Here is a 14262-nt window from a genome sequence, read left to right as displayed (position 1 = left end):
CGCTGTCCCAGTTTAAAAGGGAATACCATGAACAGGATTCATCAGGGTATGGGAATTTTGCTGATCACGCTTGCAAGCCACGCGTCATACGCCGGTGGCGCCAGGCAGAACCGAGGCAGCGATCCCTTCTTCCAGATTTCGCATGCGGTCGCGGATTGCCCCACGCCATTGGGGCCGTTTTACACGAAAAAGGAATGGACCACCCGTGTGCACTACCGCGTCGAGGACGGCAACAGCTGTTGGTGGGAAGGACGCTGCAGATTGTCCAACGCCTACAAATACGATCACGAAATCGTAGAGGCGGTCCAGCGGCGCCTTGCGTTCATCAACCGCACGACAGGCTGGCGCGAGCATACGGCGCTATGGCTGACGCTGCAGCGCCGCTTTATCATCGTGCAGGGCTGCGTATCGGCGAACTTCGACAAGAAGAAGTTCCTGTTCGAACTCGCCAAGACGGCGGACGTGCAAAAGGTGATCGACGAGACCACGAACAATCCTAAGGCCTCGACGCCGCCATACAGGACGCTCGCGCATCCCGACGTATTGCCGCCCGAGCCGCATTAGGAAAATTTTCCCCGACGGCGCCCGATAGCATCACGTCGGCACGGCGACCTTATATCCGGCCGTCTGCAACCGCGGCGATGGCCTCGGCGGCCAAGGCCGGGGTGTCGCGCAGCAGATCCTGATGCAAGGCGGCGAATTTCGCTTCAAGATTCGCCGCGCGGGCGTCGTCGGTCAATGCCGACCAGGTCGCCTCCTCCAAGGCTTGCGGCGTGGCGTCGTCCTGCAGAAGCTCGGGCACGACAAAGTCGCGCAGCAGGATATTGGGCAAGCCCACCCAGGGTAGATAAGGCCGCTCCTGCTTGGACTTCCAGGCCATGATGCGGCGCATCCAGGGCGAGAGCACGTAGGAAATCACCATGGGCCGCTTATAGAGCGCGGTCTCCAGCGTGGCAGTTCCGCTGGCAACCAGGACCGCGTCGGCGGCTTCCATGACAGACCAGGCCACCGGTTGCGCGGCTGCCGCGCCCTGTCCGGCCAGGTCCTGCGCCATGACGCAGCGCAGATTGGGTACGGGATATTGCGCCAGCAGAACCTCGAATTCGGCGCGGCGCGGGGCGTTGACCATGGGCACAATGCATTGCAGCCCGGGATCGCGGCGCACCAGCCCCTGGGCGGCCTGCAAAAAGCGCGGCCCCATGAGGCGGATCTCGGAAGAACGGCTGCCCGGCAGGATGGCCAGCACACGGGCCGACGCGTCCACGTTCAAGCGCGCACGCGCGCCAGCGCGGTCGGGCTTCATGGGAATGGTCTGCGCCAGCGGATGGCCCACGTAGGTGACGGGGATGTTTTCCTTGCGGTAGATATCTTCTTCGAAGGGAAACAGCACCAGCATGTGCGAGACGGACTCGCGGATCTTGTGGATGCGTTCGTAGCGCCAGGCCCAGATCGAAGGCCCCACGAAGTGTACGGTAGGCGTACCGGCCTGGCGCAGCGCGCGTTCCAGGCGCAGGTTGAAGTCGGGCGCGTCGATGCCCACGAACACCGCAGGGGGTTCGTTCAGAAGGCGCCTTCTGGTGTCGCGATAAATGGACAACAGGCTGGGCAAGCGCTTTAAGGCATCGACAAAGCCGAACACCGTCAGCGCATGCATGTCGTGCCAGGATTCGAAGCCCTGCTCGATCATGCGCGGGCCGCCTATGCCACTGATCGCTATGCCGGGAAATCGTTGATGCAGGCCGGCAATGACGCGACCCGCCAGCAGATCGCCGGACGGCTCGCCGGCCACCATGCCGATGGCGCGTGCGGCCGTCATATTCATGGTCGAATGATGCCGCGCCTGGAGCTTTCGACGAATTCCAACAGTGTCTGCAATGCGTCGAACGCCTCGGGCTCGGCCTGCATCTGCGCGCGGAACTGGAGGCACGCTTCATCCAGCGTGAGGCCGCGGCGATAAAGCGATTTGTACGCATCACGCAGGGCCGAGATGGCGATCAGGCTGAAACCGCGCCGCTTCAGACCTTCGACGTTGATGCCAGCCGGACGGCACGCGCCGTCGTTGCCGGAGGCCAGCACGAAGGGAGGAACGTCCTGTACCAACGAGGTGCCGCCGCCCACCATGCTGTGCGCGCCGATCTTGCAAAATTGATGCACGCCCGTCATGCCACCGACAATGGCCCAATCGTGCACTTCGATGTGGCCGGCCAGCTGCACCGAATTGGCCAGAATGGTGTTGTCACCGATACGGCAATCGTGCGCGATGTGCACGTAGGCCATGATCCAGTTGTCGCTGCCGACCACGGTCTTGCCGCCATCCTGCACCGTACCGGTATTGAAGGTGGTGAACTCGCGCACGGTGTTGCGGTCGCCGATGATGAGTTCGGTCGGCTCGCCACCGTATTTCTTGTCCTGCGGCATGCCGCCGATGGAGCAAAAACGGTAGAAGCGGTTGTCGCGGCCGATGGTGGTGACGCCGTCGATGACGCAGTGCGAACCCACATCAGTACCGGCGCCTAGGGTTACGTCGGGTCCGATGATGCTATAGGGTCCCACGCTCACCGTAGGGTCGAGCTTGGCGGCGGGGTCGACGATGGCGGTGGAATGGATGATTCCGGACATTAGCTTTCCAGGCTGCGGATCGCGCACATCAGCGTGGCCTCGGCCACCTCCTGGCCATCCACCAGCGCAAGACCCTTGTATTTGCAAATGGTGCGGCTCAGGCGCTCGGCCTGGACTTCCAGGCGCAGTTGGTCGCCCGGCACGACAGGCCTGCGAAAGCGCGCTCCGTCCACGCCCACCAGGTAGTAGGCCATCTTTTTAGTGTCCAGACACTGGCTGCCGTCTTCGCTGGCGAACGAAAAAATCGCCGCGGCCTGAGCCATGGCCTCGACGATAAGCACGCCCGGCATCACGGGAAGATGCGGGAAATGGCCTTCGAAGAACGGCTCATTGATCGAAACGTTCTTCAGAGCCACGATGGATTTTCCCGGCACCATTTCCAGAACGCGGTCGACGAGCAGCATCGGATAGCGATGCGGCAGTCGCTCCATAATCGCCTTGATGTCGAGTTCCATGCTGAATTTTTTCCTGAGTACGAGTTCGAAGTTGTTGTTGCGCCGCCATGGCGATGGCGGCGATGCGGCGCCGCGGTCAGGTCGCGCCGCTGCCTTTCTTTTCGAGCGCCCGCAAGCGTTTGCGCAAATCCGCCAGATGCGGAATCACCGCAGCGTTGCGCTGCCACTGGGCGTGCTCCGAGTAAGGATACACGGACGTATAGTGACCGGGCTTGGCGATGCTGGAGAAAATGCCTGTCTTGCCCGACACCGTTACATCGTCGGCGATCGTGATGTGGCCTGCTATAGCCGAGGATCCGCCGATGATGCAGCGCTCACCGATGACGGCGGATCCGGCCACCGCCACGCAGCCGGCAATGGCGGTATGCGCCCCGATGCGCACGTTGTGCGCGATCATGATGAGGTTGTCCAGCTTGACGTCGTCGGCGATCTGGGTGTCTTCCAACGCGCCGCGGTCGATGGTGGTATTGGCGCCGACTTCGACATCGTCGCCCAGTGTGACTCCGCCCAATTGGGGAATCTTGCCCCACGCGCCCTTGCCCCGGGTCGGATCCGGCGCAAAGCCGAAGCCGTCGGCTCCCAGCACCACTCCGCTGTGCAAAATGGCACGCGCGCCCACGGTCACACCATGGTAGAGCGTGACGCGGGCATGCAATCGGCAGTCCGGCCCTAGACTGGAGTCCTGCCCGATCACGCAGCCCGGCCCAAGGATGGTGCCTCGGCCGATCTGAACCCCCGACTCGATCACGCAATGCGGCCCCACGCTCACACCATCTTCGATATGCGCATCGCAGGCCACGACTGCGGTGGGATGCACGCCGGGGGGCGGCAGAGGCCGACGCGCTGCATCGAACCACTGCGCCAAGCGGGCATAAAGAAGATACGGCTGATCGCTGACTACTAGAGCGAAAGGCAACGGCGCATAGGACTTGAGCAGATCGACGGCCTGCTCCGGTACGATGACCGCAGTTGCCTTGGTATTCAGTAACTGCGATTGATAGCGCTTATTGGTGAGAAAGCTGATTTCGCTAGAACCAGCGCCCGACAAGGTGCCGATGCCGCATACCTGGGGCAGGCCTTGACCTGCCCTGCCGGCCGAGTCCGTCGATACGATCCGCCAGTTCAGGCCTTGCGTGTCGGCACCCGCCAGAAGTTCGTCAAGAGTGGGCGCGTGCGCTGGATCCAGTAGAGCCGACATGAAAAAACCGCAAGGCGATCGCTGTCAGGCGATCAGTTCAGGGCCTTGATCACCTGGTCGGTGATGTCGACACGCGGATTGACCGTGACGGCGTCCTGGATGATCAGGTCGTAGTTCTGCTGCTCGGCGATCTTCTTGATGGCCGCGTTGGCCTTGGCGACAATGGACGAGAATTCTTCGTTGCGGCGGCGGTTGAAGTCTTCCTGAAATTCCTGGCGCTTGCGCTGCAAGGTCGCGTCCAGATCAGACAGCTGGCGCTGGCGCACGGCACGGTCGGAGTCGGACAGCACCGGGCTGTCTTTCTGGAACTGCTCGACCTTGGCACGCAATTGGGCGGCCATTTTTTGCAGATCGGCGTCGCGCCCCTTGAATTCGGCTTCGATCTTGGCTTGCGCAGCCTTGGCGGGCACCGATTCGCGCAGGATGCGCTCGGTGTTGACGAAACCGATCTTGGTACCTTGGAGCGGAGCGGCAGAAGCCGAGGCCGCAGACGGCGCCGTGATCGTCGTCGCGGCCTGGGCTGCGACCATGGCGGCCGAGCCTGCCATCAGAGCGGCGGCCACAGTCAAGGCACCGCGACGCACGATGCGGGATTGGGTCATGCGGACAAAGTCAGACATTGAAACTCTCACCTGAAAGTACATGCCGCTTCAAGCGGCAAAAAACGAAATCTGCCTGGGGCAGTATTGTGCCATGCCCGAAGGCATGGCCATGAGGTATGAAGCAAAAATCAGAAAGCCGTGCCGATCTGGAACTGGAAGGCTTCTTTGTTGTCGCCTGGCTTGGAATTGAGCGCCTTGCCCATGGATATCTGCAGCGGGCCGATGGGCGACTGCCACGATAACCCGACGCCCGCCGAGAAGCGCCAGGCGCAAGGATCGCTAATGGTGAACCCATAGGAATTCGAGTAGGTACCGCTTGAACAGCCGGTGCTGCCCGGGATCGAACTGGTCGGCGCCACCTGGCCCGCATCGGCGAACAGGAACCAACGCAGCGTGCCTTCGTGGCCCGTTCCCGGCACCGGCAGATACAACTGCACACTGGCCGCCAGCATGCGTTGGCCGCCGAGATAGTCGCCCGTGTTCTGGTCGCGCGGCCCCAACGACGAGGACGAATAGCCGCGCACCGAACCCAGACCACCACCATAGATGTCCTTGATTACCGGGAACGGCTTGCCGCCGTAGGCGAAGCCGTAATTGGCCAGGCCGTTGAAGGCCAGGGTATACGAACGGCTCAGGGGAATGTAGTACTGCTGCTGCGCGCTCAGCATGCCGTACTTCAACCCCACTGTGCCGACGTCGGCGCTCAGCTTGGTGTATGCGCCGCGGGTAGGCGACAGCGCGCTGTCGCGCGTGTCTTTGGACCAGCCTGTGTTGAGGATGAGCGCATTGGTGGTCGTGCCGTAAGTATTGACATAGTTTGTATAGGACAAGGGCGAATTGTTCCCGTACAGACCGATGGTGTTGCGTTCGACGGTGGCGCCCATGAAGATGCGATCGGTGTCGGTGATGGGCACCCCGAAGTTCAAGCCTGCGCCGAGGGTACGGACCATGTACTGGCCCGAGTCGGCGAGCCAGGGACGGGTCAGACGGTAGTAGACCGATACCGTACGACTGATACCGTCCTTGGTGAAGTACGGATCGGTTTCAGACAGCACAGCCGAGGACTGCACGCTGCTGGTACCGACGTTGAACGACACGTTGTGGCCGCTGCCGAAAAGGTTGTCCTGGCTGATACCTGCCTGGAAAATGGCCCGGTCCGCCGAACCGTAGCCCACACCCAGATTCACCATGCCGGTGGGTTTTTCCTTGACGTTGACGTTGACGTCGACCTGATCGGGCGAGCCCGGTACGGGTTCGGTCTTGACACCGACGCTGGTGAAGTAGCCCAGGCGGTCGATGCGGTCGCGCGATTGCCGGATCTGGTTGGAGTCATACCAGGCCGCTTCCTGCTGGAGCATTTCACGGCGGATGACCGTATCGCGGGTACGCGTGTTGCCGGCCATCTGGATACGGCGCACGTACACCCGGCGACTGGGGTCGATGTAGAACGTGAGGTCGGCTTCATGCTTGGCCCGGTCCAGCTGCGGGCTGGGATTGACGTTGGCGAAGGCATAGCCCAGTTCACCCAGATAGTCGGTGATCGCCTTGGCCGTCTTGTTTGTCTGCGAGGCATCGAACACCGTGCCTGGCTTGACCGTCACCAGTTTTTTCAGCTCGGCGTCCAGGCCCAGCATATTGCCAGCCAGCTTGACGCTGCGTACCTTGTAGGGTTTGCCTTCGTGGATGGAAATGGTGATGTAGATGCTGGTGCGGTCGGGCGAAATCGTGACCTGAGGCGGCTCGTTGGAATATTCCAGATAGCCGTGGTTGAGATAGAAGGAGCGGACCCTGTCGACATCGGCCTCGAGCCTTTCGCGCGAGTATTTGTCGGTATCGGTATACCAGGTGAACCAGCCCGGCGTGCTCATGTCGACCTGGTCCATCAACGTGCTGGTGGAAAAGGCCTTGTTACCCACGAAATGGATGCCGCGAATTTTGGCTCGGGCCCCTTCGAAGATGTCGAAGGCGATACCCACCCGGTTGCGCGGCAGCGGCGTCACCGTGGCGTTGACTTCGGTACTGTACAGGCCTTTGCCGAGATATTGCTGCTTGAGTTCAGTCTCGGCCTGATCGAGCGCGGATTGATCGAAAATTCGGCCTTCGGCAAAACCCACCTTGGCCAATTCGGCCACGATGGTCTTGGATTCGAACTCATGCATGCCGGAGAAAGTAATGGACGCGACCGTGGGGCGTTCGGCGACCGTCACGATCACCACGTTGCCTTCGGTGCCGACATTCACATCGTTGAACAAATTGGAGGCATACAGCCGGCGCACGGATTCGTCCGCATCCCGCTGCGTGAATTTCTGGCCCACTTTGAAAGGCAGATAGCCAAATACCGTGCCGGCGTCGACCCGCTGCAGGCCCTGGACGCGGACATCCTTGACGACGAAAGGTTCGAAAGCCTGCGCCCAGGCCGGCATCAAGAGTACGGCCCCGACAAGCAGATACCTCAGCAAATACCTCAGCGACGGGTGGAGCACTCGCTGAAACAGCCGGCGACAAAACATAAGCTGACGTATCCTTAGATGGGCGGTAAACCGAGCATTTTATTCGATTAGCGCCTAGGTGAACAGGCGGGCGAAATCATTGAAAAGCGCCAGCCCCATCAAACAGACCAAAAGGCCCAGGCCAGTCCGCTGTCCGATCTGCATCCAGCGCTCGGGCACGGGGCGTCCACGAACCACTTCAAGCAGGTAATAAAGAAGATGGCCGCCGTCCAGCAAGGGTATGGGTAGCAGATTGAGCACGCCCAGGCTGATGCTGATGAGCGCCAGATAGGCCACATAGGCAGCCAGCCCGATGCGTGCTGACTGGCCCGCATAGTCGGCCATCGTCACTGGGCCGCTGAGATTGCGCCAGGACACGTCGCCCACCGCCATGCGACCCATCATGCGCAATGACATCCAGGCCGTCTCCCCGGTGCGCCGCGCACCATGCCAGACGCTATCGAGCACGCCATAGCGCACAGTGACCATGGGCACGTCCCCGCCCAGCATAATGCCGATGCGCCCTACTTTACGGCCGTCGATCTCCTCGGGCCGCGGCACCACGTGCAGTGAAATCGGAACGCCGCCACGCATGACGGTCATGGGCAGCGAAACCCCCGCGTGCTGCTGGATGTAGGCAACAAGAGCGGACGCATCGAGCGTTCCGGTCAAGTCGCCCACGGCGGTGATCGTATCCCCGACCTGCAATCCAGCCGCCTGGCCCGGGCTGCCGGGGCCGACCTCGCGCACCACCGGAGGCGGCTGCTCCAGACGCAGCCCCGCCCACGCCAGGGGATCGCCCTGGGACGGGTCCAGACGATTGCCTGTCTTGAGCACCAGCGTGCGCCGCTGGACGCCGCCCGCGGTCGGTCGCACATCCAGCACGGCCTGCCCTCCCGAGGACAGCACGTCCAGCAGCCGCCAGCGCGCGTCGTTCCAGGACGCCACGGCATGGCCGTCTATCGCAAGGATCCTATCACCCGCCATGAAGCCTGCCCGCCCGGCCGGACTGCTGGCCTCGGGCTGGCTCAGTATGGGCGCGGGCATCCGCGTACCCGCCATGTCCAGGGCGGCATAGAACACGACCGCCAGCACCAGGTTGAACAGGGGTCCCGCAACCACGATGGCCATGCGTCGCCAAACAGACTGGTTATTGAAGGCACGCCCGGCCTCGGCCCGGGACGCATCCGGCGGCGGATCGTCCTGCATCTTCACGTAGCCGCCCAGCGGGATGGCCGAGACGGCCCATTCCGTGCCATGCCGGTCAGTACGGCGCAGCAACACCCGGCCGAAACCGATCGAAAAGCGCAGGACGCGTACACCGCAAATGCGCGCCACCCAATAATGGCCCAGTTCGTGGAACGTGATGAGAATGCCAAGGGCGACGGCAAAGGCGATTAGCGTCAGGAACATGTTTGGCGAAGCAAGGTTTTGAGACGTCGGAGTTGAGTACGCTTGGGCGGCGATTGTTGGGCTATTGACTCACCGAGCACGCCCACCGGGCAAGCACCGAAACTCCCGCAGTCCTGAGGCCGGCACCTAAAGAAACCAGAAACAAACCCAGAAAGTTCAGGCAAGCCCTAGATTGCCGGAATAAGCGCGCACCGCAGCATCCACCGCCAACACGTCTTCAACAGAACCCAGCGTAGCAGATGGTCGACCCGCCTGCCACTCGAGCGACGCTTCGATGACCCGGGAGATCCAGGTATACGGCAGACGACCCTCGAGAAAGGCCTGCACCGCCACCTCGTTGGCCGCGTTGAGCGCGATGCAGGCGTTCTGGCCGGCCTGAAGTGCGTCGAAGCACAAACGCAGACACGGAAAGCGCGTGAAGTCCGGCGTATCAAAATCCAGCCGCCCTGCGCGGGCCAGATCGAGCATTCCCACACCGCTTTCGAGCCGGTCGGGAAACCCCAGGCCGTACGAAATCGGCGTGCGCATGTCGGGATTGCCGAGCTGGGCCAATACCGAGCCGTCTACATATTCCACCAGCGAATGCACCACGCTCTGCGGATGTATCAGCACCTCGATGCGCTCGGGGGGCATGGCGAACAGCCAGTGCGCCTCGATCACCTCCAGGCCCTTGTTGACCATGGTCGCCGAGTCGACGGAAATCTTGCGGCCCATGCTCCAGTTGGGATGGGCGCAGGCCTGTTCGGGCGTGACGTCGTGCAGATCGTCGGGATGGGTCAGGCGGAACGGCCCGCCCGACGCCGTCAACAGCAGACGACGCACCCCCGCGGCAGGCTGCGCGGGCGCATAGGCTCGGCTTGCCGATGGTCCGTGATGCGGCAAGCACTGAAAAATCGCATTGTGCTCGCTGTCTATGGGCAGCAACTCGGCGCCCTTATCCCGCACCGCCTGCATGAACAGCGTGCCCGCCGCGACCAAGGCCTCCTTATTGGCCAGCAGGATGCGCTTGCCGGCGTGCGCGGCCGCCAGGGCGGAAGGCAGGCCTGCTGCGCCGACAATAGCCGCCACGACCATATCGCATTGCGTATCGGCAGCTGTATCGGACAGCGCCTGCGCGCCCACCCGGACTTCGGGCAGGGTGGCACCGCGCCAGGCCGCGATGAACCGTGTGCGCGCCGCGTCGTCGGGCACCACCACCACGGGAGCGCCGCAAGCCGCGGCCTGCTCGGCCAGCCTTTCCATGCGGCTGTGCGCGGAGAGAGCATGGACCCGCAGCCGATCCGGATGCCGCGCCATGACGTCTAGCGTATTCACGCCTATGGATCCGGTTGAACCCAGTACGACGACGCGCCTGGGCTGCGTTGGCTGCCTCAAGGTCAAAACAGGGCTCCCGAAATCAGCAGCGCGATAGGCACCACCGGCAGAATGGCATCGATGCGGTCGTACACGCCGCCGTGGCCCGGTAGCAGTGCGCTGGAATCCTTGACGCCGGCACGACGCTTGAGCAACGACTCGAACAGGTCGCCCATGATGGATACCGCGCCCAATAGTGCCGCAATGGGGATGGCGCCCCACACCGACCAGCGGTCGACCAGCATGTAGCCGAAAGTGTCCGGCCACCAGGCGCCAACCAGCGTCACCAAGACCGCGCCCAGCAAGCCGCAAAGCGCGCCTTCAACCGTCTTGCCGGGGCTGACCTGGGGAGCCAGCTTATGGCGGCCAAACTTGCGGCCGCCGAAGTAGGCACAGATGTCGGCGGCCCATACCAGCAGCAGCAGCGTCAGCACGAACAAAGGGCCGAATGCCAGATACATCACGGCAAGGACGATCCAGGCCGAAACAGTGGCCAGCACCGCAAATATCGACCACCCCACGCTGGCGGGCGGTACGTCCGCCCGGCCGCGCACCACGGCCGTGGTGGCGCAGACCAGCCAAACCAGGCTGACGACGATGACCAGGGCGCCACTGGCCAGGAGTTCCTGAGGCAGCACGCCGCCCGCAGGCGCACTCCAGACCCAGGCAAGGGCCAGCAGAAAGCAGAAGACGACGATGGCCACCAGGCGCGGCACGATCGCCGGTACGCGCGCGGGCAGCGTCAACCGCAGCCATTCCCAGCAGGCGCAGGAGGCGGTCAACGCAAGCAGCGCCAGTATCCAGATGGGTTGTGGCGCCGCCACGGCCGCGGCCAGGACGGCGAGCAGAACGGCGGCGGTAATAATTCGCTGGCGTAACATCGCTAGGACTCTTGCGGGTGGCTATGAAGGAAGATCACTGAGGGAATCGCCGGACGGTCAACGCGCGGCCAGCACTTGCGCGCTGGTCCGGCCGAAGCGGCGCTCGCGCCCGCCGTACCACGCGACGGCCTCTTCCAGGCAGGCGCGATCGAAATCGGGCCAGTAGGTGTCGGTGAAGTACAGCTCGGTGTAGGCGAGTTGCCAGATCAGGAAATTGGAGACCCGCTGCTCGCCGCCTGTGCGGATGAACAGGTCGGGTTCGGGCGCCCAGGGCATGGACAAATGCGCGGACAACGCGTCCTCGTCGATGTGCTCGGGATGCTCGGCCAAGCCGGGATTGGCGCGCAGCATGCCGCGCATGGCCTGAAGAACGTCCCAGCGGCCACCATAATTGGCCGCAATGGACAGATTTAGCTGATCGTTATGCTCGGTACGCGCTTCCGCCTGATGGATCAGCTCCTGCAAACGCGGCTCGAAAGGCGAAAGATCGCCCACTACGCGCAAACGTACACCCTGTTTTTCGAGCTTGACGACTTCGCGCTCGAGCGATTTGACGAACAGCCGCATCAGGAGCGATACCTCGTCGGCCGGACGGCGCCAGTTCTCGGAGCTGAACGCGAACAGCGTGAGATAACGCACGCCCAGGCGGCCGCAGGCCTCGACCGTGCGGCGCACGGCCTGCACGCCTTTGATGTGGCCGGCCGTGCGCGGCAGATGCCTGCGCGTGGCCCAACGGCCATTGCCATCCATGATGATGGCAATATGCCGGGGTACACCGCTGGTCTGCGGTACGGCGAGAGTGGAGCTGGTGGCCATGGTGTATCAGGGCACGCCGGCGTCGCGGCAGACGCCGCTTACACCGTCATGATTTCGGCTTCTTTCTGCGTGACCAGCTTGTCGATATCGGCCACGAAGCGATCGGTCATTTTCTGCACATCGTCTTGTGCGCGGCGCTCATCGTCTTCGGAAATCGTCTTGTCCTTGACCAGCTTCTTCAAGCTGTCGTTGGCCTCGCGGCGCAGATTACGCACGGCAACCTTGGCGTCCTCGCCTTCGCTGCGCGCCACCTTGCTCAGGTCCCGGCGGCGCTCTTCGGTCAGCGCGGGCATGGGAACGCGGATGGTGTCGCCCAAAGCCATGGGGTTCAGGCCCAGGTCGGATTCACGTATGGCCTTTTCGATGGGCTGCAGCATGGGCTTTTCATAAGGCTGCACGCTGATCGTGCGGGCATCGACCAAGGTCAGGTTGGCCACCTGGCCCACCGGTACCGGCGAGCCGTAGTACTCGACCTGCACGTGATCCAGGATGCTGGGGTGTGCGCGGCCGGTGCGCAGCTTGGCCAGGTTGGACTTGAGGGTTTCCAGCGACTTGGTCATCCGGCTGTCGGCGGATTTGCGAATGTCTGCAACGCTCATGGAGTTTCCTTCTTTTATACGTGTACCAGCGTGCCTTCGTCCTCACCGGCCACGACCCGATTGAGCGCGCCCGGCTTGTTGATCGAAAACACCTTGATGGGAAGTTTCTGGTCGCGACACAGCGCAAACGCGGTGGCATCCATCACTTCGAGGCGGCGCACGATGGCTTCGTCGAAGCTGATGCGTGTATAGCGCGTGGCGGTCGGATCCTTGTTCGGATCGGCGCTGTAGATGCCATCGACCTTGGTAGCCTTGAGCACGATCTCTGCGCCGATCTCGGCGCCGCGCAGCGCCGCCGCGGTATCGGTGGTGAAAAAGGGGTTGCCCGTGCCGGCCGCGAAGATCACGACCTTGCCTTCCTCGAGATAGCGCAGCGCCTTGGGACGGATATAGGGTTCGACCACCTGCTCGATGTTCAGGGCTGATTGTACGCGTGCATCCACGCCCTGATGCTTGAGCGCATCCTGCAAAGCCAGCGAGTTCATGATGGTGGCCATCATGCCCATGTAGTCTGCGGTGGCGCGATCCATGCCCTGCGCGCCCGGGGCAACACCGCGGAAGATGTTGCCCCCGCCGATAACGATGGCCAGTTCGATCCCGGTGGATGCGACCTCGGCGATTTCCTGGGTCATGCGCACGATGGTGCTACGGTTGATGCCGAAGGCATCCTCGCCCATCAGGGCTTCGCCGGAAAGCTTGAGGAGAACCCGGTTGTACGATCTGCTGCTGGTCATAGGCATGCCCCTGGGAACGGTTCCGACGAAAGTGTAAGACAAGAAACGGGCCGGAGCGGGGCACCGGGCCACAAGCCCCTGGCGCCCCCGCGCCGGCCCGCGGTAATGCCGTTTATCAGGCTTGCCCGGCAGCGGCGGCGGCCACTTCGGCAGCGAAGTCGGTGACCTTCTTCTCGATGCCCTCGCCCACCACGAACAGCACGAACTTGCTGATCGATGCCTTCTTTTCCTTGAGCATCTGTTCGACGGTCTGCTTGTCGTTCTTGACGAAGGGCTGCGACAGCAGCGTGACTTCCTTCAGGAATTTGGCGATCGATCCGTCGACCATCTTAGCGACGATATCGGCAGGTTTTCCCGACTCGGCGGCCTTGGCTTCGGCGACCGAACGTTCGGTGGCGATGTCGGCGGCGGGCACGCCGTCGGCATTCAGGGCCTTGGGCTTGGTGGCGGCAATGTGCATGGCCAGGTCCTTGCCCACTTCATTGTCGCCGGCGAACTCGACCAACACGCCAATGCGGCCGCTGTGCACATAGCTGGCCAGCGCGTCGGGCGTCTGGATGCGTTCGAAGCGGCGGATGCTCAAGTTTTCGCCGATCTTGCCGATCAGGGCGGTGCGGGTCGACTCGACCGTACCTTCGCCAGCGGGTCCCACATACGGCAAGGCCGACAAGGCGGCCACATCGGCAGGGTTGCGCTCGGCGACCAGCTTGGCCAGGCCGTTGACGAAAGCAACGAAATCGTCGTTCTTGGCGACGAAGTCGGTTTCGCAATTGACTTCGATCACGGCGCCCTGCTTGGCGTCGGCCGAAATGTACAGACCGATCAGGCCCTCGGCGGTCACACGGGTGGCGGCCTTGCTGGCCTTGTTGCCCAGTTTGACGCGCAGGATCTCTTCAGCCTTGGCCAGGTCGCCGGCGGCCTCGGTCAGGGCCTTCTTGCATTCCATCATGGGCGCGTCGGTCTTTTCGCGCAGTTCCTTGACCAGGGCAGCGGTAATTTCAGCCATGTTTGCTCCAAATTTCGTAAGACATGCCCCGGTCTGGCCGGGGCAGAAATGATACTTCGGGGGTCAAGCGCCAACGGCTGTCGCGGCGCCAGATCCT

Annotated in this window: 14 protein-coding genes; 1 reads left to right on the top strand and 13 read right to left on the bottom strand. The window is 62.8% G+C overall.

The features are described from left to right. The first annotated feature begins 48 nt into the window (after window positions 1-48). A complete protein-coding gene (locus H143_RS0115270; RefSeq protein WP_019939132.1) occupies window positions 49-564 on the top strand; it encodes a hypothetical protein in 516 nt (171 codons plus the stop codon). 49 nt (window positions 565-613) lie between these two features. Here H143_RS0115270 and lpxB read toward each other — a convergent pair whose 3' ends face one another. The 13 genes from lpxB to tsf form a co-directional block, all read right to left on the bottom strand. Continuing rightward, window positions 614-1816 (bottom strand): lipid-A-disaccharide synthase, encoded by a 1203-nt coding sequence (gene lpxB / locus H143_RS0115265; RefSeq protein ID WP_369751152.1) that lies wholly within the window; start codon window positions 1814-1816, stop codon window positions 614-616. 2 nt (window positions 1817-1818) lie between these two features. Then, entirely contained in the window at window positions 1819-2619 is an 801-nt protein-coding gene (gene lpxA, locus H143_RS0115260; protein ID WP_019939130.1) for an acyl-ACP--UDP-N-acetylglucosamine O-acyltransferase, read from the bottom strand. Beyond that, the gene (fabZ, locus tag H143_RS0115255; RefSeq protein ID WP_019939129.1) at window positions 2619-3074 is read right to left on the bottom strand and encodes a 3-hydroxyacyl-ACP dehydratase FabZ; all 456 of its coding nucleotides are present in this window, start codon (window positions 3072-3074) and stop codon (window positions 2619-2621) included. The genes lpxA and fabZ overlap by 1 nt, the downstream gene beginning before the upstream one ends. 76 nt (window positions 3075-3150) lie before the next feature. Further along, a complete protein-coding gene (lpxD, locus tag H143_RS0115250) occupies window positions 3151-4272 on the bottom strand; it encodes a UDP-3-O-(3-hydroxymyristoyl)glucosamine N-acyltransferase (protein ID WP_019939128.1) in 1122 nt (373 codons plus the stop codon). Between the two features lie 32 nt (window positions 4273-4304). Beyond that, window positions 4305-4892, bottom strand: coding sequence for an OmpH family outer membrane protein (locus tag H143_RS0115245; RefSeq protein WP_033365534.1), 588 nt, complete (start codon window positions 4890-4892; stop codon window positions 4305-4307). A gap of 110 nt (window positions 4893-5002) precedes the next feature. Further along, window positions 5003-7384 (bottom strand): outer membrane protein assembly factor BamA, encoded by a 2382-nt coding sequence (gene bamA, locus H143_RS0115240; protein WP_026350115.1) that lies wholly within the window; start codon window positions 7382-7384, stop codon window positions 5003-5005. Between the two features lie 54 nt (window positions 7385-7438). Then, window positions 7439-8776 carry an RIP metalloprotease RseP gene (rseP, locus tag H143_RS0115235; RefSeq protein ID WP_019939125.1) on the bottom strand — a complete coding sequence of 446 codons (1338 nt, stop codon included), beginning with the start codon at window positions 8774-8776 and terminating at the stop codon, window positions 7439-7441. 156 nt (window positions 8777-8932) lie between these two features. Further along, window positions 8933-10150 (bottom strand): 1-deoxy-D-xylulose-5-phosphate reductoisomerase, encoded by a 1218-nt coding sequence (locus tag H143_RS0115230; RefSeq protein WP_033365531.1) that lies wholly within the window; start codon window positions 10148-10150, stop codon window positions 8933-8935. 2 nt (window positions 10151-10152) lie between these two features. Beyond that, window positions 10153-11010, bottom strand: a complete 858-nt coding sequence (locus H143_RS0115225) for a phosphatidate cytidylyltransferase (protein WP_019939123.1) — start codon at window positions 11008-11010, stop codon at window positions 10153-10155. Between the two features lie 57 nt (window positions 11011-11067). Continuing rightward, complete coding sequence (gene uppS / locus H143_RS0115220; protein WP_019939122.1) at window positions 11068-11826, bottom strand: polyprenyl diphosphate synthase; 759 nt, start codon at window positions 11824-11826, stop codon at window positions 11068-11070. 38 nt (window positions 11827-11864) lie between these two features. Further along, a complete protein-coding gene (gene frr / locus H143_RS0115215; RefSeq protein ID WP_019939121.1) occupies window positions 11865-12425 on the bottom strand; it encodes a ribosome recycling factor in 561 nt (186 codons plus the stop codon). Between the two features lie 14 nt (window positions 12426-12439). Beyond that, window positions 12440-13159 (bottom strand): UMP kinase, encoded by a 720-nt coding sequence (gene pyrH, locus H143_RS0115210; protein WP_019939120.1) that lies wholly within the window; start codon window positions 13157-13159, stop codon window positions 12440-12442. A gap of 115 nt (window positions 13160-13274) precedes the next feature. Then, window positions 13275-14165: a translation elongation factor Ts gene (gene tsf / locus H143_RS0115205; protein ID WP_019939119.1), complete on the bottom strand. Its 891-nt coding sequence runs from the start codon at window positions 14163-14165 to the stop codon at window positions 13275-13277. Between the last annotated feature and the right edge of the window lie 97 nt (window positions 14166-14262).

Source organism: Bordetella sp. FB-8, from assembly GCF_000382185.1.
Taxonomy (GTDB): domain Bacteria; phylum Pseudomonadota; class Gammaproteobacteria; order Burkholderiales; family Burkholderiaceae_B; genus Bordetella.
Note: the sequence above shows the minus strand (reverse complement) of the source record. Positions and strands in the feature narration are given on the sequence as shown.